Source organism: Mesorhizobium sp. WSM4849 (assembly GCF_055811385.1).
In genome coordinates this window covers 1-24,250 of the sequence record NZ_JBVVPW010000036.1, presented here as the reverse complement: position 1 = coordinate 24,250, position 24,250 = coordinate 1, and the positions used below count along the sequence as shown (strand labels likewise).

At 63.6% G+C, this 24,250-nt stretch carries 22 protein-coding genes; 12 read left to right on the top strand and 10 right to left on the bottom strand.

The window, feature by feature from the left end; translation table 11 throughout:
• Positions 1-64 precede the first annotated feature (64 nt).
• Genes AC0L3L_RS29925 through AC0L3L_RS29915 form a run of 3 tightly spaced genes read left to right on the top strand, consistent with a single transcriptional unit; the run spans position 65 to position 3,946 of the window.
• Positions 65-361: a sarcosine oxidase subunit delta gene (locus AC0L3L_RS29925; protein ID WP_473640627.1), complete on the top strand. Its 297-nt coding sequence runs from the start codon at positions 65-67 to the stop codon at positions 359-361.
• A complete protein-coding gene (locus AC0L3L_RS29920; protein WP_473640625.1) occupies positions 358-3,351 on the top strand; it encodes a sarcosine oxidase subunit alpha in 2,994 nt (997 codons plus the stop codon). The genes AC0L3L_RS29925 and AC0L3L_RS29920 overlap by 4 nt, the downstream gene beginning before the upstream one ends.
• Positions 3,344-3,946: a sarcosine oxidase subunit gamma gene (locus AC0L3L_RS29915; RefSeq protein ID WP_473486613.1), complete on the top strand. Its 603-nt coding sequence runs from the start codon at positions 3,344-3,346 to the stop codon at positions 3,944-3,946. Before AC0L3L_RS29920 ends, AC0L3L_RS29915 begins: the two co-directional genes overlap by 8 nt.
• A 22-nt stretch (positions 3,947-3,968) precedes the next feature.
• Here AC0L3L_RS29915 and AC0L3L_RS29910 read toward each other — a convergent pair whose 3' ends face one another.
• Entirely contained in the window at positions 3,969-4,673 is a 705-nt protein-coding gene (locus AC0L3L_RS29910; RefSeq protein WP_473640668.1) for a nitroreductase, read from the bottom strand.
• A 308-nt stretch (positions 4,674-4,981) separates the two neighbouring features.
• Between AC0L3L_RS29910 and AC0L3L_RS29905 the strand changes: the two genes are divergently transcribed.
• From AC0L3L_RS29905 to AC0L3L_RS29885, 5 genes are read left to right on the top strand one after another with little or no spacing between them, the layout of a single operon-like run.
• Positions 4,982-5,575, top strand: a complete 594-nt coding sequence (locus AC0L3L_RS29905; protein ID WP_084831399.1) for a helix-turn-helix domain-containing protein — start codon at positions 4,982-4,984, stop codon at positions 5,573-5,575.
• Positions 5,576-5,590: 15 nt separating this feature from the next.
• Positions 5,591-8,044 (top strand): GcvT family protein, encoded by a 2,454-nt coding sequence (locus AC0L3L_RS29900; RefSeq protein ID WP_473640623.1) that lies wholly within the window; start codon positions 5,591-5,593, stop codon positions 8,042-8,044.
• A complete protein-coding gene (locus AC0L3L_RS29895) occupies positions 8,041-8,940 on the top strand; it encodes a homocysteine S-methyltransferase family protein (RefSeq protein WP_473640621.1) in 900 nt (299 codons plus the stop codon). Before AC0L3L_RS29900 ends, AC0L3L_RS29895 begins: the two co-directional genes overlap by 4 nt.
• A complete protein-coding gene (locus AC0L3L_RS29890; RefSeq protein WP_473486618.1) occupies positions 8,940-10,121 on the top strand; it encodes a pyridoxal phosphate-dependent aminotransferase in 1,182 nt (393 codons plus the stop codon). Before AC0L3L_RS29895 ends, AC0L3L_RS29890 begins: the two co-directional genes overlap by 1 nt.
• Positions 10,118-12,592 carry a GcvT family protein gene (locus tag AC0L3L_RS29885; protein ID WP_473640619.1) on the top strand — a complete coding sequence of 825 codons (2,475 nt, stop codon included), beginning with the start codon at positions 10,118-10,120 and terminating at the stop codon, positions 12,590-12,592. The genes AC0L3L_RS29890 and AC0L3L_RS29885 overlap by 4 nt, the downstream gene beginning before the upstream one ends.
• A 1-nt stretch (position 12,593) precedes the next feature.
• Here the strand turns inward: AC0L3L_RS29885 and AC0L3L_RS29880 are convergent, their stop codons facing one another.
• Genes AC0L3L_RS29880 through AC0L3L_RS29850 form a run of 7 tightly spaced genes read right to left on the bottom strand, consistent with a single transcriptional unit; the run spans position 12,594 to position 19,150 of the window.
• The gene (locus AC0L3L_RS29880; protein ID WP_473530137.1) at positions 12,594-13,181 is read right to left on the bottom strand and encodes an NAD(P)H-dependent oxidoreductase; all 588 of its coding nucleotides are present in this window, start codon (positions 13,179-13,181) and stop codon (positions 12,594-12,596) included.
• Positions 13,181-13,762, bottom strand: a complete 582-nt coding sequence (locus AC0L3L_RS29875; protein WP_473486621.1) for an NAD(P)H-dependent oxidoreductase — start codon at positions 13,760-13,762, stop codon at positions 13,181-13,183. The genes AC0L3L_RS29880 and AC0L3L_RS29875 overlap by 1 nt, the downstream gene beginning before the upstream one ends.
• The gene (locus AC0L3L_RS29870) at positions 13,762-15,159 is read right to left on the bottom strand and encodes an FAD-binding oxidoreductase (protein ID WP_473530135.1); all 1,398 of its coding nucleotides are present in this window, start codon (positions 15,157-15,159) and stop codon (positions 13,762-13,764) included. Before AC0L3L_RS29870 ends, AC0L3L_RS29875 begins: the two co-directional genes overlap by 1 nt.
• Positions 15,159-16,466, bottom strand: a complete 1,308-nt coding sequence (locus AC0L3L_RS29865) for a cytosine deaminase (protein ID WP_473640618.1) — start codon at positions 16,464-16,466, stop codon at positions 15,159-15,161. The genes AC0L3L_RS29870 and AC0L3L_RS29865 overlap by 1 nt, the downstream gene beginning before the upstream one ends.
• Before the next feature lies 1 nt (position 16,467).
• Positions 16,468-17,319: an ABC transporter permease gene (locus AC0L3L_RS29860; RefSeq protein ID WP_473486623.1), complete on the bottom strand. Its 852-nt coding sequence runs from the start codon at positions 17,317-17,319 to the stop codon at positions 16,468-16,470.
• Positions 17,306-18,136: an ABC transporter ATP-binding protein gene (locus tag AC0L3L_RS29855; protein ID WP_473640616.1), complete on the bottom strand. Its 831-nt coding sequence runs from the start codon at positions 18,134-18,136 to the stop codon at positions 17,306-17,308. The genes AC0L3L_RS29860 and AC0L3L_RS29855 overlap by 14 nt, the downstream gene beginning before the upstream one ends.
• Positions 18,137-18,145: 9 nt before the next feature.
• Positions 18,146-19,150, bottom strand: a complete 1,005-nt coding sequence (locus AC0L3L_RS29850) for an ABC transporter substrate-binding protein (protein WP_473486625.1) — start codon at positions 19,148-19,150, stop codon at positions 18,146-18,148.
• Positions 19,151-19,405: 255 nt separating this feature from the next.
• Between AC0L3L_RS29850 and AC0L3L_RS29845 the strand changes: the two genes are divergently transcribed.
• From AC0L3L_RS29845 to AC0L3L_RS29835, 3 genes are all read left to right on the top strand, one after another.
• A complete protein-coding gene (locus AC0L3L_RS29845) occupies positions 19,406-19,789 on the top strand; it encodes a RidA family protein (RefSeq protein ID WP_473530133.1) in 384 nt (127 codons plus the stop codon).
• A 156-nt stretch (positions 19,790-19,945) separates the two neighbouring features.
• A complete protein-coding gene (locus AC0L3L_RS29840) occupies positions 19,946-20,749 on the top strand; it encodes a creatininase family protein (RefSeq protein ID WP_473485383.1) in 804 nt (267 codons plus the stop codon).
• Positions 20,750-20,907: 158 nt separating this feature from the next.
• Positions 20,908-21,411 (top strand): GNAT family N-acetyltransferase, encoded by a 504-nt coding sequence (locus AC0L3L_RS29835; RefSeq protein WP_473640615.1) that lies wholly within the window; start codon positions 20,908-20,910, stop codon positions 21,409-21,411.
• Positions 21,412-21,479: 68 nt separating this feature from the next.
• Here the strand turns inward: AC0L3L_RS29835 and AC0L3L_RS29830 are convergent, their stop codons facing one another.
• Together AC0L3L_RS29830 and cobD are read right to left on the bottom strand one after the other, a co-directional pair.
• A complete protein-coding gene (locus AC0L3L_RS29830) occupies positions 21,480-21,989 on the bottom strand; it encodes a tyrosine phosphatase family protein (RefSeq protein ID WP_473485381.1) in 510 nt (169 codons plus the stop codon).
• A complete protein-coding gene (cobD, locus tag AC0L3L_RS29825) occupies positions 21,986-23,035 on the bottom strand; it encodes a threonine-phosphate decarboxylase CobD (RefSeq protein ID WP_473485380.1) in 1,050 nt (349 codons plus the stop codon). The genes AC0L3L_RS29830 and cobD overlap by 4 nt, the downstream gene beginning before the upstream one ends.
• Between cobD and cbiB the strand changes: the two genes are divergently transcribed.
• Positions 23,034-24,002: an adenosylcobinamide-phosphate synthase CbiB gene (cbiB, locus tag AC0L3L_RS29820; RefSeq protein WP_473485379.1), complete on the top strand. Its 969-nt coding sequence runs from the start codon at positions 23,034-23,036 to the stop codon at positions 24,000-24,002. The genes cobD and cbiB overlap by 2 nt on opposite strands.
• Positions 24,003-24,250: the final 248 nt, after the last annotated feature.

The window sequence follows — 24,250 nt, the reverse complement described above, 5'->3', positions numbered from 1 at the left end:
GCATAACAAAAAGTGGAAACCGGTTTTCGGCCAAGACCATGGTCAAACGAGAAGATACAATCGCATGCTGATTACCTGCCCCTATTGCGGCCCGCGCGACGTCATCGAGTTCACCTATCAGGGCGACGGCAACCGTGAGCGCCCTCAACCCGCCTCGCAGGACCTCGATGCCTGGAACGCCTATGTCTACGACCGGTTGAATCCGGCGGGTAACCACAACGAGATCTGGCAGCATTCCGGCGGCTGCCGCGCCCATCTCAGGGTCGTTCGCAACACGCTGACACACGAGATCTCCAGCGTCGCCTTCGCGCGCGGCGACCACAAATCCGTTACGCGGCACAAGACGGAGGGCAAGTCATGAGCCCGCGCCGCACCGAATCCGGTGGCCGGATCGACCGGCTGCGAACCATCCGGTTCACCTTCGACGGCGCGCCCTACACCGGTCATGCCGGCGACACGCTTGCCTCAGCGCTGCTGGCCAACGGTGTCACCGTGTTCGGGCGCTCGTTCAAATATCACCGCCCGCGCGGCGTGCTGACATCAGGCGTCGAGGAGCCGAACGCCCTGGTGACGGTATTGCGGGACGAGGTTCGCGAGCCCAACATCGCCGCGACCATGGTCGAGATCTATGACGGGCTGACCGCTGTCAGCCAGAACCGCTTTCCATCGCTGGCCTGGGATGTCAGCGCCGCCAACCAGCTCGGCGGCAGGCTTCTGTCCGCCGGCTTCTATTACAAGACCTTCATGGGACCCGCGATCGGCCCGCTGAAGAGCACGCGTTTCTGGATGTTCTGCGAGCATTTCATCCGTCGCGCCGCCGGTCTCGGCCGCGCCGGGACCGCTGCCGACACGGCACGTTATGAGCGCATGAACGCCTTCTGCGATGTGCTGGTGGTCGGTTCCGGTCCGGCCGGACTGATGGCCGCCAGGGCAGCCGCCGATCAGGGCGCGCGCGTCATCCTCAGCGAGCTCGAACCGCGTTTCGGCGGTTCGGCCAACTGGTCGGGCGAGACGATCGACGGGATGCCCGGGGCGGACTGGGCAGCGCGAGCCGCCGGCCAGCTCGAAGCCTATGACAATGTCCGCCTGCTGCCGCGCACCACGGTCTGGGGCTATTACGACGGCAACGTGCTCGCCGCGCTCGAACGGGTTACCGACCACAAGGAGAGGCCCGGCAAGGGCGAACCGCGCCATCGCTACTGGATCATTCGCGCCAAGTCGGTGGTCCTGGCCACCGGCTCCTTCGAGCGGCCGCTGGTGTTTCCGGGCAACGACCGGCCAGGCGTGATGCTGGCCCAAGCCGCCGAGCGCTATGCCAACGAGTACGGCGTGCTGCCGGGCCACAGGATCGCGCTCTTCACCAACAATGACAGCGCCTATCGCTCCGCCCTGGCGCTGAAGAAGGCCGGTGCGGCGATTGTCGCCATCGTCGACGTGCGGCCGGAGCTTTCGAGCGAGATGCGCGAGCTCGCCGATGAAGCGGAAGCCAAAATCCTTTCCGGTCACGCCGTGGTCGCCACCGAAGGCGGCAAGGCGCTGTCCGGCATCAAGGTGCAGCGCTTCGACATGGTCAACGGCGCGCTTGCCGGCGAGGCGCGCAGCATTCAAGCCGACTGCCTGCTGATGTCGGGCGGCTGGTCGCCGACCATCCATCTGGCCAGCCAGGCCGGCGCCAAGGCGGAATGGAATGCCGCCCGACAGGCCTTCCTGCCACCGAAGCCAACACAGCAGTGGATTGGCGCCGGCGCCTTCACCGGCAGCTTTTCCACCGCCGAGGCAATCGCCGAAGGCCGCGCCGCCGGCCTATCCGCGGCGGGTGGAACGGGTACGCCAGCGGCCTTGCCGGTCGTCGAAGCCGTACCTGGCGATCCCGATCCGGCGCCGGTGTTCGAGATCAGGGCCGATGGAAAAAGCTTCGTCGATTTCCAGCACGATGTGACCGCGGAGGATGTGCGGCTTGCGCATCGCGAAGGCTTCATCTCGGTCGAGCATCTGAAGCGTTACACCACGCTCGGCATGGCGACCGACCAGGGCAAGAGCTCCAACATACCCGGCCTAGCCATCATGGCCGAAGCGTTGGGCAAGCCGATTCCCGAAGTCGGTACGACCCGTTTTCGTCCGCCCTTTTCGGCCGTGTCGATCGGCTCGCTGGCCGCCGAACGGTTCGGCGACCTGAGGCCCGAGCGGCTGACGCCGATGCATGACTGGCACGTCGCCAATGGCGCAACCATGTATTCGGCCGGCCTCTGGTATCGCCCGATGATCTACGGGCTTTCAGGCGAGACGATCGAGCAGGCCTATGTGCGCGAAGCCAGGGCGACGCGAGAGAGCGCCGGCATCGTCGACGTCTCGACACTGGGCAAGATCGCCGTGCAAGGCCCGGACGCCGCGGAATTCCTCGACCGGATCTACACCAACATGTTCTCGACGCTGGCCGTCGGCAAGGCCCGCTACGGGCTGATGCTGCGCGAGGACGGCCTCGCCTTCGACGACGGTACGACATGGCGGATCGGCGAACAGGACTTCCTGATGACCACCACCACGGCCAATGCCGGCAAGGTGATGCAGCATCTGGAGTATTTCCTTGACGTCATCTGGCCGGAGCTGAAGGTCCACGTCACCTCGGTGACCGACGAATGGGCGGGTGCGGCGATCGGCGGGCCAAAGGCGCGAGCCATTCTTGCTGCTTGCGTCACCGGCACTGCCGTCGACAATGCCGCACTGCCTTTCATGGGCATCGTGCACGGCAAGATATCGGGTGTGCCGGTGATGATCTGCCGGCTTTCCTTCTCCGGCGAAATGGCGTTCGAAGTTTACTCCGGCGCCGGCTACGGCACCCATGTCTGGGAAGCGTTGATCGAAGCCGGCAAGCCGTTCGGACTGGTGACTTACGGGCTTGAGGCGCTCGGCACGATGCGCATCGAGAAAGGCCACGTCACCGGCGCCGAGATCGACGGCCGCACCACGGCACGCGACCTGCATCTCGACTGGATGCTGTCCAAGAAGAAGCCCTTCATCGGCTCGGCGATGATGGATCGCGAGGGCCTGATCGCGCCCGGCCGTCTGGAACTCGTCGGCCTGGTTTCGCTGGACAACCAGCCGCTCAACGGCGGCGCGCACATCGTCGAGGCGCTTGACGAAGCCAATCCGCACGATTCCATCGGCCACATCACAGCTTGCTGTTATTCGCCGGCGCTCGGCAAGTACATCGCGCTCGCTTTGGTCAAGGACGGCAAGGCACGGCGCGGCACGCGCGCCCATATCTCCGATCCCCTGCGCAACCGGTTCGGCCCGGTCGAGATCGTCTCCAACCACTTCTTTGATCCGGACGGGAGCCGCATGCATGGTTGAGCGCCAATCACCGATTGAGTTGGCACCGCTTGAGCCGGAACTGCGCACCGGCTCGCACGGCGATTTCGAACACGGCGTCGATGTCATCCTCTCCGAAACCAGGCCGGGGACGATCCTGCAGCTCGCTGCCTGGCCGGGCCAGGAGAAGGAGTTGATATCAGGTATCCGCACTGTTACCGGCCTCGCTCTGCCCGATGGCGCCGGCGCCGGCAGCACCGACGGCGTGAGGTCGGTGTTCGGCTTTGCGCCGGGAAAATTCACTGTGGTCGATGAGGCCGAAGGCCTGGCATCGGCCTTTGCCAATGTCGTCACCCCGGCGATCGGCACGATGACCGACCTGTCGCATGGCCGCACCGCGATCCGCATCGCCGGACCGAAGGCCGAATGGGTGCTGGCGAAATTCTTCGCCATCGACTTCGCGCTGCCGGCCTTCCCGGTCGGTGCCGGCCGCTCGACCATGCATCATGACGTCTTCGCCCAGATCCAGCGCACCGGCGCCGACCAGTTCGACATCTATGTATTCCGCTCGTTTGCGCGCTCGTTCTGGAAGGCGCTCTGCCATGCCAGCGAGGAAGTCGGCTACGAGGTACAATAGACCGAGACGGCGTATCGTCACCTCACGTGGCGAACGTCACCCACTCTTCCAGCGGCGCGCGGTCAGTGCGGAACTCGTTTTCGGGCTTGGACGTGTCCTCATGGCCGAGCGCCATGCCGCAGACGACGATCTCCTCGTCGGGAATGTTGAGCACCGGCCTGATCTGCTTGTGATAAGGGGCAAAGGCGGCTTGCGGGCAGGTGTGCAGGCCCCTGCCCCGTGCCGCCACCATGATGTTCTGCAGGAACATGCCGTAGTCGATCCACGAGCCCTTGTTCAGCCGCCGGTCGACGGTGAAGATGATGCCGATCGGCGCATCGAAGAAGACAAAGTTGCGGTCGTGCTGCGCGCGCATCCTGTCCACTTCGCGTCGGCCGATGCCGAGCACGCTGTAGAGGCCGAAGCCGTTGGCCCGCCGCCGCGTGAGATACGGTTCGAAGAACTGGTCGGGATAGTAACGATACTCGTCCCACTCAGCCTTTTCGGCGCGGATGCCGGAGTTGAGGATAGCATCGGTGATCCGCTGCTTGACCTCGCCCTTGGTGACGTAGACCCGCCAAGGCTGCATGTTGGTGCCCGAAGGTGCACGCGCGGCAACGGCGAGAATGGCGCGGATCGTCTCGTCGTCGACCATGTCGGGCAGGAAGGCGCGCACCGAACGGCGCGACGTGATCGCCTCGTCTACGATCGCCGCATCATCTGTAATTGTAGTCCTGTTTTCCAGCATGGGCGTCCCTTTGCGCGTGACCCGGAGACCGGAATCGATTCCGGAAAGGATCATGCGCCGTCCAGAAAATGAGAGAGCACGATTGCGGGTCCAATTTGACGCATGGCGCTCTGTCGTAAGCCTCGACCGGGCGCCCTCACTCGCCGTTCGTCGCCGAGCCTTTGCCTGAACCGCCAAAACGGTGCAAGCAAATCTTGTGGCCTCATGAAAATCGTCTTGATTTTTTCACAAACCTGACCCCTTATGAAATTTGCCCCCAATTTTTCACCAAGGGGAATTTTTCACCCAGAGAGATTTCACCAAGAGAAATGGCTTTGCCCTCAACCGCCGTCAGATCGGAGCAGGAAAACCGCGAACGGCTGCTGGCCGGCGATATCAGGGCGCTGCGCCGGGCGCGCGGGCTGACGCTTGCCGAGATTGGCCTGAAGCTCGGCCGCTCCGTCGGCTGGGTCAGTCAGGTCGAGCGCGGTCTGTCGATCCCATCGCTCAGTGATCTCAGAGCCTTCGCGGAATTGTTCGGCGTGCCGGTCAGCCTGTTCTTCAGCCACGACGTGCCCGTCGAGAACGAGCGCGGCGTGGTCGTGCGCGCCGGCAGCCGCCGCACGCTTGGTACAAGCGATTCCGGCCTGGTGGAGGAGCTTCTGTCGCCCGATCTCGGCGGTAGCTTTGAGATGCTGCGTTCGGTCTTCGCGCCGGGTGCTGAACTGAAGACTGAGGCTCGCCGGCCGACGGAGGAAGCCGGGTATGTCGCTTCCGGCAGCTTCGACATCGAGATATCAGGCGTCTGGCACCGGCTTGGTGAGGGTGACTCCTTTCGCTTCGACGGCAAGCCGTTCCGCTGGCGCAATCCTGGAGCGGAGCCGGCGGTAGTCATCTGGGTGGTTTCGCCGCCCGTCTATTGAAGGTTGGAGAAGAATATGGCCGGTTTGCCGACCACGGCACGTGTGGTGATCATCGGAGGCGGTGTCGTCGGCGCCTCCTCGCTCTACCATCTCGCCAAGGCGGGCTGGACCGATTGCGTGCTCCTGGAAAAGAACGAGCTCACCTCCGGCTCGACCTGGCATGCGGCCGGCAACGTGCCGACCTTCTCCTCGTCATGGTCGCTGATGAACATGCAGCGCTATTCGACCGAGCTTTATCGTGGGCTGGCTGACGAAGTCGGCTATCCCATGAACTACCACGTCACCGGCTCGCTCAGGCTGGCCCATGCCGCCGAGCGCATGCAGGAGTTCCAGCGCGCCAAGGGCATGGGCCGCTATCAGGACATGGACATCGATGTGGTCGGGCTCGACGAGATCAAGCGCCGCTACCCGTTCATCGAAACGCATGAGCTGAAGGGCGCGCTCTACGATCCGAACGACGGCGACATCGACCCGGCGCAGCTGACCCAGGCGTTGGCCAAGGGCGCCCGCGACATGGGCGCGACGATCATCCGTTTCTGTCCGGTCATCGGCGTGCGCCGCGAGAAGGACGAGTGGGTGGTCGAGACCGCGCAGGGCGAGGTCCGCTGCGAGATCGTCGTCAACGCCGCCGGCTACCGCGCGGCTGAAGTCGGCAAGATGTTCGGCCGCGACGTACCGATGATGGTGATGAGCCATCAATATATCCTGTTCGAGGAAATCCCCGAATTGGCCGCATGGTCGAAGGAGCAAGGCAAGAAACTGCCGCTGCTGCGCGACGTCGACACCTCCTACTATCTCCGCCAGGAAAAGAACGGGATGAATCTCGGCCCCTATGAGCGCAATTGCCGTGCGCATTGGGTCGGCCATAACGACCCGATGCCCGATGATTTTTCGTTCCAGCTGTTTCCCGACGATCTCGACCGGCTGGAGGACTATCTGGCCGATGCCGTCGCCCGCGTGCCGATCCTCGGCACCGCCGGCCTGTCCAAGGTCATCAACGGCCCGATCCCCTACGCGCCGGACGGCAACCCGCTGATCGGCCCGATGCCCGGCGTGCCGAACGCCTTCGAGGCCTGCGTCTTCACCTTCGGCATCGCCCAGGGCGGCGGCGCCGGCAAGGTGTTGGCCGAATGGGTGACTGAGGGCCAGACCGAATGGGACATGTGGTCCTGCGATCCACGCCGCTTCACCAGCTTTGCCTCGGCCCCGGATTACTGCGTCGCCAAGGGCATGGAAATCTACGGCAACGAATACGCCATCCAGTTCCCGCGTCATGCCTGGCCGGCTGGGCGCGACCGCAAACTGTCGCCGATCCACCATCGCATCAAGGCGCTCGGCGCCTGCTTCGACGCCTATAATGGCTGGGAGCGCGCCACTTGGTACGCGCAAGCCGGCGACGACGTCTCGGAAGCCGCGACGCTGACCTTCCGCCGCGATGGACCCTGGCAGCATCGCGTCCGCGAAGAATGCCTTGCCGTGCGCGACGCCGCCGGCATTTTGGACCTGCCTGGATTTTCCCGCTTTAACCTCGACGGTCCGGGTGCTGCCGAATGGTTGAGCCAACAGGTTACCGGGCTGGTGCCGAAACCCGGCCGCATCGGCCTCGTCTATTTTGCCGACGACAAGGGCCGCATCGTCACCGAAATGTCTGTCGTTCGCCATGACGAGAATTTGATGACGCTGATCACCGCCGCCGTGGCGCAGTGGCATGATTTCGAGTGGCTGAAATCGCGCATGCCGAAGGACGCCTCCTTCAAGCTGGTCGATCGGACCGAGGAATACGCCACGCAGATCCTCGCCGGGCCCAACGCGCGAAAAATCCTCGCCGATGTCTGCGCCGCAGACCTTGCTCTGCCTTGGCTGACGCACCAGGAGACGACAATCGCCGGCCGTTGGGCAAGGCTGGTGCGTGTGTCCTTCGCCGGCGAACTCGGCTGGGAAATCCACACCAAGGTCGACGACACCGCCGCCGTCTTCGACGCCGTCTGGGCGGCCGGCCAGAAGCATGGCCTGAAGCCGTTCGGCATGTACGCGCTGGATTCGCTGCGGCTCGAAAAAGGCTACCGCGCCTGGAAAGGTGACCTGTCGACCGACTATTCGATCCTGCAGGGCGGGTTGGAGCGTTTCGTGAAATGGGACAAGCCGGAATTCCGCGGCAAGGCGGCACTGCAAAACGAGAAGCAGCAGGGCGTCAAGAAGCGTTTCGTCACGCTGGTCGTCGAAAACCCCGGCGACTGCGATGCGCCCTATATGTCGACGCTGTGGCATGACGGCCGGATCGTCGGCGAGACGACGTCCGGCGGCTGGGGTCATCGCATCGACAAATCGATCGCGCTCGGCATGCTGCGCGCCGATCTTACTGAGCCGGGAACCGCGGTCGAGGTCGAGATCTTCGGCGAGCGCTTCAGGGCAATCGTGCAGAAGGACGAACCGCTGTGGGATCCAAAGAACGAGAGGTTGCGCGCGTGAAGACTGTCATTCTCACCGATGGCGGCATGGGCCAGGAACTGGTACGCCGCAGCAGCTCCGAACCCACCCCGCTATGGTCGGCCAGGGTGCTGATCGACGAACCGGACCTGGTGCGCGACCTGCATGCGGAGTTCATCCGGGCCGGCGCCCGCGTCATCACCATCAACACCTATTCCGCGACGCCCGAGCGGCTGGCGCGGGAGGGCGCGGAAGAGCTGTTCAAGCCGCTGCAGAAGCGCGGCATAGAACTGGCAAGGCAAGCTCGCGATCAGGCCGGCGATGCGGCCATCGCCGGCTGCCTGTCGCCGCTGTTCGGCAGCTATGCACCGGCACTGACGATCTCCTTCCAGGATACGCTCGACATCTACCGTCGCATCGTTGCCGAGCAGGCTGACGGCGTCGATCTGTTCCTGTGCGAGACCATGGCGTCGGCCGAGGAGGCGCGCGCCGCTGTCACCGCGGCTTCGGAAAGCGGCAAGCCGGTGTGGGTGTCGTGGACGCTTGCCGATCACGGCACGCCGCGCCTGCGCAGCGGCGAAGCCATAGCGGCTGCGTCGAGCGCTCTCGACGGGCTGCCGGTCGCAGCTAGACTGATCAATTGCTGCCGGCCCGAAGCGATCGCTGCAGCGCTGCCCGAACTGATAGGCCTCGGCGGTCCGGTTGGCGCCTATGCCAACGGCTTCACCTCGATTGATGCGCTCAAGCATGGCGGCACCGTGGAGGTGCTGCACGCCCGCCACGACCTCGATCCGCGTGCCTATGCCGGCCAGGCGATCGGCTGGGTCGAGGCCGGCGCCTCCATCGTCGGCGGCTGCTGCGAAGTCGGACCGCCCCATATCGCCGCCCTGCGCGACCGGCTCGAACAGGCCGGCTACGAAATTTCGGGAGTAGCATAATGCCCAGACCATCATCGCGCATTTCCGGCATCGTGCCTTCCGGCAAGGACGGCTGGGAGGTTCATTCCGCCGCCTGGGCGCGCAAGCAGGCTGGCGAGGACATCATCATGCTGTCGGTCGGCGACCATGATTTCGACACGCCGGCGCAGACGATCGAAGCCTGCGTGACCGCGGTTCGCGCCAGCAACCACCACTATACCCCGCTTGCCGGCATTCCGCGCCTGCGCAAGGCAATGGCGGCCGCCTCGACCGCCTGCACCGGCATTGTGACCGACTCCGATCAGGTCATCGCCACGCCAGGCGGACAAGCAGCGCTGTATGCGGCGGTGCAGGCCGTTCTCGACCAGGGCGACCATGCCATCGTGGTCGCGCCCTATTACGCGACCTACCCCAACACGTTCAGTGCAGCGGGCGCCGATTTCACGGTGGTCGAGACGCCCGCCGAGGATGGTTTTCAGCCGCGAGAAGCCGACATTCGCGCGGCGCTTCGGCCGAACACGCGCGCCATCCTCATCAACACGCCGAACAACCCGACGGGTGCTGTCTATTCGCGCCAGCGGCTTGAAGAGCTGGCGCAGATCTGCCGGGAATATGACCTCTGGCTGCTGTCGGACGAGGTCTATTGGACGCTGGGCGGTGGCGAGCACATCTCGCCGCGTTCGTTGCCCGGCATGGCGGATCGCACGCTGGTCATCAATTCCATGTCGAAGAGCCACGGCATGACCGGCTGGCGCATGGGCTGGCTGACCGGGCCCGAAGAGATGATCTCGCTGCTGACCAGCCTCAATCTGGTGACGACCTACGGCCTGCCGGCCTTCATCAGCCTCGCTTGCGCCGAGGCGCTGGAAAACGGCCACGGCGTCAAGGAAATTGCCGAACGCTATGCTGCAAGGCGCACCATCGTCCTCGATGCCATGCGCGGCATGAACAACGTCACCGTGCGCGGCTCCGAAGGCGGCATGTATGTCATGCTCGACATCTCGGCTCTCGAGCCGGACGACGAGAAATTCGCCTGGGCTCTCCTCGACAAGAAAAAGGTCGGCGTGATGCCGGGCTCAAGCTTCGGCGAGGCGGCCGCCGGCCATATTCGCGTCAGCCTCTGCCAGCCCGAGGCGGTGCTTTTGGAAGCAGCCACTCGCTTGCGCCGCTTTGCTTCCAGCTATCGCCGTGAGGCTGCATGAGCGCCCTGCCCCCCAAAACCATTCCGACCAAAGTCATCCCTACGAAAGCAAGGGCCGTCATCATCGGCGGCGGTGTCTCGGGCTGCTCGGTCGCCTACCATCTGGCCAAGCTCGGCTGGACCGACATCGTGCTGCTCGAACGAAAGCAGCTGACATCGGGCACGACATGGCACGCCGCCGGCCTGATCGGCCAGTTGCGCGGCTCGCAGAACATGACGCGGCTGGCGAAATATTCGGCCGATCTCTACATCAAGCTGGAAGCCGAAACCGATGTCGGCACCGGCATGCGCCAGGTCGGCTCGATCACCGTGGCGCTGACCGAGGAGCGCAAGCACGAGATTTATAGGCAGGCGTCTCTCGCCCGCGCCTTCGATGTCGACGTGCGCGAGATTTCGCCTGGTGAAGTCAAGGAGATGTATCCGCATCTCAACATTTCCGATGTAGTCGGCGCCGTGCATCTACCGCTCGACGGCCAATGCGACCCAGCCAATATCGCCATGGCGCTGGCCAAGGGTGCGCGTCAGCGCGGTGCGACGATCGTGGAAAATGTGAAGGTCACGAAAGTCCATACCAGGGATGATCGCGTCACCGGCGTTTCCTGGACGCAGGGCGACGAGCAAGGCATGATCGAAGCCGATGTCGTCGTCAATTGCGCAGGCATGTGGGCGCGCGAGCTCGGGCGCCAGAACGGCGTCACCATCCCGCTGCATGCCTGCGAGCACTTTTACCTCGTCACCGAACCGATCCCCGGCCTGGCCCGCCTGCCGGTGCTGCGCGTGCCGGACGAATGCGCCTACTACAAGGAAGACGCCGGCAAGATGATGCTCGGTGCCTTCGAGCCGGTGGCCAAGCCCTGGGGCATGGACGGCATAAGCGAAGATTTCTGCTTCGACCAGTTGCCCGAGGATTTCGGGCATTTCGAGCCGATCCTCGAAATGGGCGTCAACCGCATGCCGATGCTGGCCAGCGCCGGCATCCACACCTTCTTCAACGGTCCCGAGAGTTTTACCCCCGACGACCGCTACTATCTTGGCGAGGCGCCGGAGCTTTCCGGCTACTGGATGGCGACCGGCTACAATTCGATCGGCATCGTCTCCTCCGGTGGCGCCGGCATGGCCCTGGCGCAATGGATCAACGACGGCGAGGCACCCTTCGACCTGTGGGAGGTCGATATCCGCCGCGTCCAGCCGTTCCAGAAGAACCGCCGTTATCTGAAGGAGCGCGTCTCCGAGACGCTCGGCCTGCTCTACGCCGACCATTTCCCGTACCGTCAGATGGCGACCTCGCGGAACATCAGGCGCTCGCCACTGCACGAACATCTGAAGGCGCGCGGCGCGGTGTTCGGCGAAGTCGCCGGCTGGGAGCGCGCCAACTGGTATGCTAGGCCCGGCCAGGAGCGCGAGTACCGCTATTCCTGGAAACGGCAGAACTGGTTCGACAACCAGCGCGACGAACATCTGGCGGTCCGGAACGGTGTCGGGCTGTTCGACATGACCTCCTTCGGCAAGATCCGTGTCGAGGGCCGCGATGCCTGCGCCTTCCTGCAAAAGCTTTGCGCCAATGACATGGACGTGGCGCCGGGCAAGATCGTCTACACCCAGATGCTCAACCAGCGCGGCGGCATCGAGAGCGACCTCACCGTCTCGCGCCTGTCGGAAACCGCCTTCTTCCTCGTCGTGCCCGGCGCGACGCTGCAGCGCGATCTCGCGTGGCTAAAAAAACACCTCTCCGATGAATTCGTCGTGATCACTGATGTGACCGCTGCCGAAGCCGTGCTCTGCCTGATGGGTCCGGATGCGAGGAAGCTGATTCAAAAGCTGAGCCCGAACGATTTCTCCAACGAAACCAATCCATTCGGAACGTTTCAGGAGATAGAAATCGGCATGGGGCTGGCCCGTGCCCATCGTGTGACCTATGTCGGCGAACTGGGTTGGGAGCTTTATGTCTCGACCGATCAGGCAGCCCACGTGTTCGAGGCGATCGAGGAGGCCGGCGCCGATGTCGGCCTGAAACTCTGCGGCCTGCACACGCTGGATTCCTGCCGCATCGAAAAGGCGTTCCGGCATTTCGGCCACGACATCACCGACGAGGACAATGTGCTGGAGGCAGGCCTCGGCTTCGCAGTGAAGACCGCCAAGGGCGATTTTCTTGGCCGCGATGCCGTGCTGAGGAAGAAGGAAACCGGATTGAACCGGCGGCTGGTGCAGTTCCGCCTGAAAGACACGCAACCGCTGCTCTTCCACAACGAAGCGATCCTGCGCGACGGCAAGATTGTCGGCCCGGTCACCTCGGGCAACTACGGCCATCATATCGGCGGCGCTATCGGCCTAGGCTACGTGCCGTGCCAAGGCGAGAGTGAGGCGGATGTGCTGTCGTCGTCCTACGCGATCGAAATCGCAGGCGAGCGCTTCGCCGCCGAGGCATCGCTGAAGCCGATGTATGATCCGAAGTCGGAACGGGTGCGGATGTAGCTCAAAACCGCTCCAGCTTCGTTCGCACTTTCTCCACAAACGCCGCCCTCGTCTTCGGTGTCGATGAGTCCATCAGGTAGTGCGCCAGAAAGAACGTCCTGCAGCGGGTGGCGCAGAGCGCCCGCATGCCGCGCAGGATTGTCTTGCGTCCCGGCTGGCCGACGACGACGCTCCACCAGGTCGGTGCGCCGCAGGTCGTGATCACCCCTATCTTCGTCACATGCCTCATCAGCGACTGGATCCGCCCCTTGCCGGCCGGCAGCCGGAAGGCGACGTCGGTCGCCCAGACCCGGTCGAGCCAGCCCTTCAGCATTGCCGGCAGCCCATACCACCATGTCGGATAGATGAAGAGGATTGCCTGGGCCCAACTGAGATTTTCGATATGCCGCTTGAGCGCCGGATCCTGCGGGGCGTGCTCATTGTAGGAGCGTCGCTCGCCGCAGCCCATGACCGGATCGAAATTCTCCGCATAGAGGTCGAGCAGCCGCACCTCCCAGCCCCTCGCCTTCAGCACCTCGATGGCACTATCCCGGATCGAGGCGCAAAAGCTTTCGGGCACAGGATGGCAGTAAACCACCAGGACCCGCATCAGAACGCTTCCATGCTGGCCGCGACCTTCGCTGTGAATCTCTTCCGCGTTTCATCGGTCGACAGGTTCATCGAATAATGTGCGAGATAGGACACGGAGGCACCTGGCTTGACCGCGGCGCGCAACACACGCTTGACCAGCTTGCGCGGCGGGTCGCCCATCAGCATGGCGTGGAACTGGCTGCCGCCATAGGTGGTGACCGCCGCCAGCTTGCGGATGTTGTGCAGCGACGGCTGCACCTTGCCATTGACCAGCTTGAACGAGACGCCAGGCAGGAAGACGCGGTCGAAAAAGCCTTTCAGGATCGCCGGATAGCCGAAGTTCCACACCGGAAACGACAGCACCAGCGCCTCTGCCCGCAGCAGGCGCTCGACATAGGGCGCTGCCGGGTCACCGGCGCCGCGCTCGTCGTGATAGCCGAGCCGCTCGGCCCGCGTCAGCCGCGGATCGAAATTCTCGGCATAGAGATCGCAGTCGTCGACCGCGTGGCCGGCGACCGTCAGCCGCTCGACGATCACCTTGTGCAAACCGGCATTGAAGCTGGTCTCGACCGGATCGGCGTAGAGAACGAGGATGTTCATCACCCCGCCTTCTGCAACCCCTTGAACAGGAACGACTTGCCCGAGCGATAGTCGTAGTCCGGGTTTTCCCAGGCGATCATCTTGCCCGGATTGAGCAGCCCTTGCGGGTCTGTCTCGCGCTTGAAGGCGAGCTGCACCTCGTCCGTCTGCTTCATACCGCCCTCTTCCAGCGTGTAGCGGTGCGGATTGAAAACCCAGCAGCCATTGTCCTCATGGATGCGGATGATCTCGTCGAGCCGCTCCGCCGTTGTGAAGCGCACCAACGGCAGCCCGGCCACGCCGATCGCGCCGTCGAAGCGGATGAATTCGAGATGTGTCGGCACTTCGTCGCCGAAGCGGTCGATCATCGCCTTGACGTAAGCGAGGTGATCCGGCGAAGGATAGCGGGTCTGCAGATAGGTAATATCAGGGTCGACCCTGATAGCGCGCAGCGTCGTGTGGTTCCAGGTCAGCTCATAGGCCGGCGGCAGGCCCTTGAGATCGGCCTCCTTGTCGGCGCGGAAGACGATGTCGCCCTTGCTGCGTCCCGTGAGGGCGACAAAGGCGTCCATCGCCTGCGGCGCGATCATGCAGACGACGATGCTTTGCTCGCGCCGGAAGAACCTTTGATGCCGCTTGAAATAGTCATAGGGGATCGGCGCGGCGATCGGCGTGATCAGCTTCGCCAGAATGCCGTCCTGGATGGCCAGGTCATTGCCGAAGCCGGCCGCATCCATGAAGTCGTCGAAGCCGACGATGACGTCGATCCAGTCGTAAGCAGCGGTCAGCGGCATCTCGACCTCGGTGATGATGCCATTGGTGCCGTAGGCGTGCATCACCTTCAGCACCTCCTCGCCGGTAAGGTCCATGATGCGAGGCTCCGCTTCCATCGTCACGGTCCGCAGCCGGATGACATTGCCGAGGTCGCGCAGGCCACCCCAGCGGATCGAGCCGACACCGCCCGAACCGCCGGCGACAAAGCCGCCTATGCTCGCCGTGTTGTAGGTCGATGGCGACATCCGCAGCTCCTGGCCGGAATGCGCGCGCGTCGCTCTGTCGATCTCGGCGAGGACCGCACCCGGTCCGGTCACGACGCGGCCGGGCGCGATCGTCTTGACTGCATTCAACTCGGCGAGATTGAGGACGACGCCGCCGGACAAAGGCATCGCCTGCCCGTAATTGCCGGTGCCGCTGCCGCGCGGCGTCACCGGAACGCCATGCCGGTGGCAAGCGGCAAGCACACGGATCACCTCGTCTTCCGTCATCGGTGTCACGATCATGTCGCCGGCGACATGGTCGAGCTGCAGCTTCAGCACCGGACTGTACCAGTAGAAGTCGCGGCTCTTCTGCTGGACGATCGCCGGATGGTCGTCGATCTTCAGACCGTCGAGATCGCGTTTCAGGGCAGCCAGGTCCATCATTCCACCATCAGATCATCGAGTTCGGCATAATCGGGCAAGCAGCGTTCGATGGCGCGACCCTCGCGTACGACGATGCGATCCGATTCGGGCCGCGACAGCAATTCCGTCCAGTTCCGTCCCCTAAAGACGACGAAGTCAGCAGCACCGCTGGCGGCGAGCGTGCCGAAGCCATCGAGCCGCATCACCTGGGCTGGTGTCGAAGTCACCGCTTGCGGCCAGTCGCCGACCGGGTGATCGAAATGCAGGATGCGCGTCGCCATGCGGTAGACCTCCAGCATATCGAGATCGCCATAGGCGTAGAACGGGTCTCGGGTGTTGTCGGAGGCGACGGCCACAGGAATCCCGCGCGCCTTCATCTCGTGCAGCAGCGTTATCCCGCGCCAGCGCGGCGTGGTCTTGTCGCCGCGCCGGTCCTGCAGATAGAGATTGCACATCGGCAGCGACACCACGGCAAGCCGCGCCTTCGCCACCTTGTCCAGCGTGTCGAGCACATCGAGATCGGGCTGGCGTGCCAGCGAGCAGCAATGGCCGACAAGGATGTTTCCCTCAAAACCGTTCCACAGGGCCGCCTCGGCGATCTTCTTCAGCGAGATCGCCGAAATATCATCGGTCTCGTCGGCGTGGAAATCGAGGTCGAGGCCATGCTTGATTGCCTCCGCGAACACCTGGTCGAGAAGCTCTTCCAGGTCCGGCAGCATATAGGTGACGACGCCGAGCACACCCTTGGCCGCAGCGACGCGTTTGGCCAGTCTCTCGAACCATTTCTTGTCGCGCACGCCTTCGATGCCGAGCAGGCAGGCCGCCTGCAGTTCGATGCGGCCACGCCATTTCTCCCGTATCGTCTCGAACACCGGCCAGGAGATCTCTTCCTGCGGCGCGACGCTGTCGAGATGGGTGCGCAGTGCCCTGGTGCCGTGCGCATAGGCGGAGCGCAGTGAAAAATCCATGCGGCGGGCGACGTCGTCGGCGCTCCAGCGGGCGACACGGTCGGCGCCGGTTGCGTTCAGCGCGCCCATGAATGTGCCGTCCGGATTGGGTTTTCGAGGCCAGATATGGCCCTTGTCGATGTGCGTGTGGCAGTCGACGAAGCACGGCATAACGATGCGTCCGCCGAGGTCGACGGCCTCTGCGGGTGTATTGGACTGGCGATGCGCGATAATGCTGGAAATCCTGCCGTCGGCGACGGCGATGTCGGCGAGCGCAAACCCATCGCTGTCATAGGCAGCGGAGAGTCCCGGCGTCAGGGACGCATGAAGCCGGGCGTTGGTGAGATGATAAGGACCAGAGGCCGGTATCTCCAACATTTCATCGCTCCTGCTTCAGCGCGCTCTCGTGCCAGCGCCGCAGGATCAGATGCGAGATCAGTGACAGCACCAGGAAGATCAGAATGCCGGTGAACGAGATCAGGATCAGCGCCGCGAACAGCCGCGGTGCGTTGAGCCGGTAGCCGGCCTCGATGATGCGCGAGGCAAGCCCAGACGACTGGCCGGTGGCCCCGGCGACGAACTCCGCCACCACCGCGCCTATCAGCGACAGGCCGCCGGCGATCTTCAGCCCGCCGAGGAAATACGGCATCGCTGCCGGCAGGCGCAGGTAGCGCAATTGCTGCCAGCGGGTTGCGCCGTTGAGCTTGAACATGTCGCGGAGGTTGCGGTCGACGGAGTTGAGGCCAAGCGTGGTGTTGGACAGGATCGGGAAAAAGGCGACGATCCAGGCACACAGCAGGAGCTTCGTCGTCTGGTTGTCGACATAGATATTGATCAGCGGGAAGATCGCGACGATCGGCGTCACCTGCAGGACGATGGCAAACGGGAAGAACGACATCTCGACCCATTTCGATTGCGCAAACAGCACCGCCAGCCCGACCCCGCCGATGACGGCCAGAAGCAGGCTGAGGAAGGTGATCCTGAGCGTCACCAGCAGCGAGGAGAACAGCAGCCCGGCATCGTCAAACAGCGTTTGCAACACCACGCCGGGGCGCGGCAGGATATATTTCGGGATGCCATTCCAGACGCAGATACGGTCCCACAGCCAGATCGCCAGGATCATGATCGCCAGCGGCAGCACCCATCGGCCAATCCGCTCGAGCCGCTCCTGGCGCACGCGACGCGCCTCCTCGGGGTCGAGTGTCAGAGTTTGCTCTTCAATGGCCGTCATGATGGGGCCCGGCGGTTGAGTTGATGGCGCCGATCAGCACATCGGACGCTTGGCGGCAGAGCGCGGCATAATCGGGCGAGGTGCGGAAGATTTCATTGCGCGGATAGGGCGCATCGATGGCAAGTTCCCTGAATACCCGGCCCGGTCGCGCTGCCATGACAACAACGCGATTGGAGAGGAAAACGCTTTCGAAGACGCTGTGGGTGACGAAGACGACGGTAAAACGCTCGTCCTGCCACAGTTCCAGGAGATCGTTGTTGAGCTTGAAGCGGGTGATCTCGTCGAGCGCCGCGAACGGCTCGTCCATCAGCAAAATACGCGGCTTGGTCACCATGGCGCGGGCGATCGAGACGCGCATCTTCATGCCGCCGGACAGTTCGCGCGGCACGGCATTCTCGAAGCCGGTCAGGTGAACCCGCGCCAGCATCTCCATCACCGCCGGCGCAGCCTTGGCTCGCGACACGCCCTTCAGGCGCAGCGGCAGCCAGACATTGTCGAAGACATCGGCCCAGGGCAGCAGCGTCGGCTCCTGGAAGACGAAGCCGATATTCGAGCGGTCGAAGGCGCTGCTGCCGCGCCAGTCGAGCAGGCCGGAGGTCGGCGTCGCCAGACCCGCAATGAGGCGCAAGGCCGTCGACTTGCCGCAGCCGGACGGGCCGAGAAGGCTGAGGAAATCGCCTTCCCTGATCGTCAGGTCGACGTCGCTGAGCGCTGTCACGCCGTTGGAAAAGACCTTGCCGACGCCGCGCAGCGCCAGCAGCATCGGACCTTTGCCCGATGCGCTTGCCGGCGCTTGCGCCACTTTCTCCTGCATCATGCCTGAGCGCTATTTCTTCAGGTCGAGCCCGACGCCCTTGTTGACGAAGGCCAGCGTGTAGGACTTCTTGATATCGACGCCGGCCGGCACGACCTTGGCCTTGACCATCTTGTCGTAGAAGCTTTGGATGCGTGCGTCGGTCATCGCGCCGATGCCGAGTTTTTCCGTGTCGCCGGAATCGACGATACCGAATTTCTTCATCTGCTCGATCGAAAACGCGATCTGCTCATCCGTCATATCCGGATTTTCCTTCTTGATCATCTCGTTGGCGGCCTTGTTGTCGCCGTAGAGGTAGCTGTACCAACCCTTGGCCGAACCATCGACGAAGCACTGTACGACCTCGGGCCGCTTGTCGATCGTCTCCTGCATGGTCTCGACCGTGGTCGCATAGGTGTCCCAGCCATAGTCGGCCAGCAGGAACTGGTTCGGCGTGAAACCGCCCTGCTTCTGGACGGCGAACGGCTCCGAGGTGACATAGCCTTGCTGGATCGACTTCTGGTTGGCGATGAAGGGCGCCGGATTGAAGGTGTAGGGCACGCGTTTGGCGGCATCGAAACCGAGTTCCGTCACCATCCACTGGAAGAAGGTCTGCGCGCCCTCGTCGCCGAGGATGTACTGCTCGGCGTTTTTCAGATCCTCCCATTTGTCCAGGCCCTGGCCAGGCTGGGACATGATGACCTGCGGATCCTTCTGGAAGTCGGCGGCCACGACGCGCATCGGAATGCCCTGCTGCACGGCGTCGAACGCCGACAGCAAATTGCCGCCCATATAGAAATCGATCTTGCCGGCGAGCAGCAGCGGCCGGCCGCTGACCTGCGGGCCGCCTTGCATGATCGTCACGTCGACGCCGCACGCCGCATAGGTGCCGTCCGCCACAGCCTGGTAGTAGCCGCCATGTTCCGGTTCGGCCAGCCAGTTGGTGCCGAAGGTGACCTTCTCGTTCGCTGCTGCGCTCAGCGTACTTGCGGCAAGCAGCACGATCGCACCCGCCGAGATCTTAAATTTTCCGTCCATCCACACCACCCTTTATTGGCTCCGGCGCGCCACGCGCCGGGCTCGACACCATCGGTTCAAAGAAGCAAGACACATGCCATCGCCGGGACCGCCCGCCTGCGCAACAGTCGTGCCCGAAGGCCGGACGGGTCATGCTGTACCGAAGGCATCGTGCCTATTTTTTGAACGCCTGTCCACAATCGCCCTGATAGCATGCACTGCATCTTGAGGGGGCCGCCAATCCGGCTTTAGGCTCACATCAGATTGGAGATTTCCATGTTCAAATTCCTGACGCCGAAGTCGATCAAGCCGCCCTTCGCCCGCTATAGCCATGGCGTCGAGGTACCGCCCGGCAAACGGCTGGTGCTGTGTTCGGGCCAGGTCGCCATCACTCCGGACGATCAGATCCCGGAGGATGCCGGCGCACAGGCCGAACTCTGTTTCGGGAATATCGCCGCGATTCTCGGCGACGCCGGGCTTGGACTTTCCGACATCGTCCGCATCAACGCCTATGTCACCGACCGCGCCTTCCTGCGACCCTATATGGACGTTCGCGACCGCCTGTTCACCAGCCCGGCGCCGGCTTCGACGCTGATGATCGTCTCCGGTTTCGCCCGGCCGGAATTCAAGGTCGAGATCGAGATCATCGCGGCAGGGTGAAGGCTGAGAATCGACAGGCCAGTGATCTCAAGTTACACGACAAAGGCTGGTGCTGCCCCTCGTCCGCCTGGCAATCCCCCTCTCCCCGTCCTTCACGGGGAGAGGGTAAGGGTGAGGGGCAGCGCAGACGAGCATTCCGTATCTTCGAGGTTCAAAATGGCCGGAACAAACAAACGCGTGTGGTGGGGCGACTACCGGACCACCGAATACGCCACCATCGATCCGGAGGCGACGATCGCGGTTCTGCCGGTGGCGGCGATCGAACAGCACGGGCCGCATCTGCCGGTTTCGACCGACACCTCGATCATGAACGGCATGCTCGAAACGGTGATCGCTCGCCTGCCCGGCGATCTCGACATCCGCATCCTGCCGGTCCAGGCAGTGGGCAAGTCGAACGAGCACCTGCATGCGCCGGGAACCCTTACTCTGCCGCCGGCGACCTTAATCGAGGCCTGGACCGAGCTTGGCCTGTCGATCGCGCGGGCCGGGTTAAGGAAACTGATTGTCGTCAACTCGCATGGCGGCAACGAGGAGATCATGGGCATCATCACCCGCGAATTGCGCGTGCGGGCGAAGATGCTGGCGGTGAAGACAAGCTGGCAGCGCTTTGGCCGGCCGGCCGGCATGTATACAGAGCTTGAGGACCGCCACGGCATCCATGGCGGCGACGTCGAGACCTCGCTGATGCTGCATTTCCGGCCGGATCTGGTCGACATGGCAAAGGCCGACAATTTCGTGTCCAACGTCGCCCGCGCTGAAAAGGAATTTTCGCTGCTGCGCCACACCGGAACGCACGCCTTCGCCTGGATCGCCACCGATCTCAACCCGAACGGCGTGGTCGGCGACGCCAGCATTGCAACGGCCGAAAAAGGCAGGCTTACCGCCAACCATCAGGCTGACGGTTTCATCAGCCTGTTGAAGGATGTGCGCAAGGCGAAGCTGGCCGACTGGCTGGCCTAGGGGTCTACTTCAGGTCAAGGTGAGCCGAAATGCGGATTTCTGCACACGCCCCGCTTGAGGTTCACGGCAGACAGCCACTTTTGATGGCGCTAGTTTCCAGACCGTGCGTAAAGTAAAGTCTCGCCGGTTGTTTCTAGTCTCACATCCGTGGGTGCGCGATGGTTGTCGTCACAAAGGCACTGACGCTTGCTGACTTCCATGAAGCCCGCGCACTCATCGCGGAGATGGGTCAATGGGACGTTGCACAATGCGGCGTGCACGGTCTTCCGTCGGAAGACGTGATTTCCGCCTACTATTCTGACGATGCCGCGAGCTTGTTGGAAAAGTGCACCTTGCCCAGCACAGGGATGTACCTCGCTCGGATTGGCTCTGTGGCCTTGGGCTGCGTCGGCCACGTCAGCCATAGAGATGTTGCCGAGGTCGTTAAGCTCTTCGTGCGTCCTGAAGGACGAGGAAAAGGCGTAGGAGCCCGCCTCCTTGCGACGGCGCTCGATGCTATCGAGCAGTCCAAGTTCGCAAAAGTGAACCTGGTGACAATTTCATTCATGACGAGTGCTATCACTCTTTACCGCAAGTTCGGCTTTCAAGAGTGCGCACCGTTCGAACCAGCACCGAAGGGCTTGGAGGAGGCTACGCGATACATGGAAAGGGTCACCAAATAGTTTGGACGGCTGCCGTGAAAACAAGCGCAGCCCAGCCCGATCGGGACGGATCAGGCCTCTGACCAGAATCAGCCGTCTATCTTCAACGCAAAAGGCGTGCCTTCGAAGGCCTCCGCGCCGCGCCCGATCGCCTCGATCGCGCGGATCATGCGGCCGTTGCGATCAAGAAGCGCATCGGCGACCGCAACCAACCGCGGATTGGGTGTCGCCGTCGGCGACAGCGCGCGCAGCGTCTCGGCCAATTCAACCTCGCAGCGCTTCGGCGCCAGTGCTGCCGCGATGATGTAGGCCGAGGCGGTCGACCGGCTGATGCCGGCATAGCAATGCACGACCAGCGGCCGCGCCCGATCCCATCGGCGCGCGAAATCGAGCAGGTTGCGGACATGGATTTCGCCCGGCATGGTCATGCCCTCTTGCGCCACGGCAATGTCGTGCATGACCAGATGCAGATGGTTTTCCCGGGCGATCGAGGCCGGCCGCGTCACCTCGGTACCGGCGGCCAGCAGGGAAAGCAGCCGCTCGGCGCCGGTCTTCGCGACGGTTTCCTCGACTTTTGACAGCGAACAGACATGGATCATTGCTTGATCTCCTTGGTGTCGCGTTGTTGCGCCCAGTCGGCAAGAGCCAATTCGAGTCGCTGCCATTCCTCGTCCCCGCCCGGCAGCCCGGCGCGCAGCACATGCGGCCGGTCGGAGAAATGGCGGAGCAGGATGCCGCGCTCGCCAAGCACCGAAAACAAACCGGCGGCGTCCGCCAGCCTGATATAGCGGAACAGCGTGGTGCCGCCGGCAACAGCAACGCCGAAGCGGCCGAACAGCGCATCGACCCGCGCGGCATCCTCGGCCAGACGGCGCCGCATCTCGACCTGCCAATCCACGTCGGCAAGCGCGCGGATGCCATATTCGAGCGCCGGTCCGGCAACAGCCCACGGTCCGAATTGCGCCTGTAGCCGTTCGACTGTCAGCGCGTCGGCCAGTGCAAAGCCAAGCCGCAGGCCGGCGAGGCCAAAGAACTTGCCGAAGGAGCGCAGCACGACCATGCTGCCTTGCTCGACATCGCCGGCCAGGCTTTCCGCGCGCGGGCCGACATCCATGAAGGCTTCGTCGACGACCAGCACTCCGCCTTTGGCGCGCAATCTTCCGGCAAGCCCAAGCAGCTTCTTGCGTTCGATGACGCGCCCGTCCGGATTGTTGGGGTTGACGACGATGGCGAGGTCGGCTCCTGCCAGGGCCTCGAAATCGTCGACCTCCATCACCGCATGACCGACGATCGCCGCTGCCCGCTGATGTTCGGCATAAGTCGGCCCAAACACCAGCGCCTTGCCGGGGCTCGCCAGCGAGGCGACGCGCGGCAACAGGATCTGCGTGCCCGGTGCCGCCACCACATTCGCTGCCGATGGCGCGCCATAGGCGCTTGCCGCGACGTTGGCCAACTCACGGGCGCGCGAAGCTTCCGGCAATCTTGACAGAGCGGTGGCGGGCGGCTCGAAAAACGGGTAGGAGTGCGGATTGATACCGGTCGAGAGGTCGACGAAGGGCTGCGGCGCATTGGGAAAAAGCGCCAACGCCCGGCCAAGGCTTCCGCCGTGATCCAACACTGCCGCCGCTCCATCAAGAGACTTCATGTCGATCCTGATCGCTTTCCTGTCACTGGTTGTTGAATTCGCTGTCGGCTACCCGGGCTGGCTGCTTGGCGCCATCGGCCATCCCGTCACCTGGTTCGGTAGGCTGATATCCTTTCTCGACCGCAGGCTCAACCGCGCCATTGATTCCGACGCCGTCCGTCGTCGGCGCGGCATTGATGCACTGCTGATCATCGTGCTGGTGCCGGCCACCATCGCTTTCGCGGTTGAAACCGTGCTTTCGGGCATTCCAGCCGGACTGGTCCTCACGGCAATTCTGGCGACATCGCTGCTGTCGCAGAAGAGCCTGGCCGAGCATGTCGAGCAGGTGGCCGACGGACTCGACAATGGCGGGCTCGACATCGGCCGTGCTGCCGTTTCACGGATCGTCGGCCGCGATCCGAAAAAGCTCGACAAAGCCGGCGTCTGCCGCGCGGCGATCGAAAGCCTGGCCGAGAATTTTTCCGACGGCGTCGTCGCGCCCGTCTTCTGGATCGGCGTCGGTGGGCTGGCCGGCGGCGTCGCCTACAAGGCTGCCAACACCGCCGATTCGATGATCGGCCACCGCACGCCGCGCCACGAGGCCTTCGGCCAGGCGGCAGCGCGCTTCGACGATCTGATCAACCTGCCGGCGTCGCGGCTGACCGCGCTGCTCATCGTGCTGGCCGCCTTCTTCGTCAAAGACGCCGATGCCGGCAACGCCTGGCGCACAGTGCTGCGCGACGCGAAAAAACACCGCTCGCCCAACGCCGGCTGGCCTGAGGCCGCGATGGCCGGCGCGCTCGGGTTGGCGCTCGCCGGGCCGCGCTCCTATGACGGCGTCATGGTCGACGATGCATTCATGGGCGAAGGCGGCCACCGCGATGCCGAGAGTGTCGACATCAGGCGGGCACTGAAACTCTACCGGGTAGCCGACTTTCTGCTGATCGCGCTGTTCGGCTTGCTGTCGGTGATTGTTATCGCTGCGTGACGCCCAGACCAGACCTGCGCCGGTCGAAGATCGGCTAAAATAACAAACCCGCCTCAGGGGCGGGTCGCTGGCGCAAATCAGCACCATGCAGAAATTACTAGCACAACTGCCGGCACAAAGCCAGAACAAAATAGCTGTGGCCGCCAAGGCAGGGGGGTGTGCCGGAGCGCAGCTTCATTCCAGCTTGGGTTCCTCGCCCCACGAAAGTGGGGAGAGGTGGCTCGGCGAAGTCGAGACGGAGAGGGGAC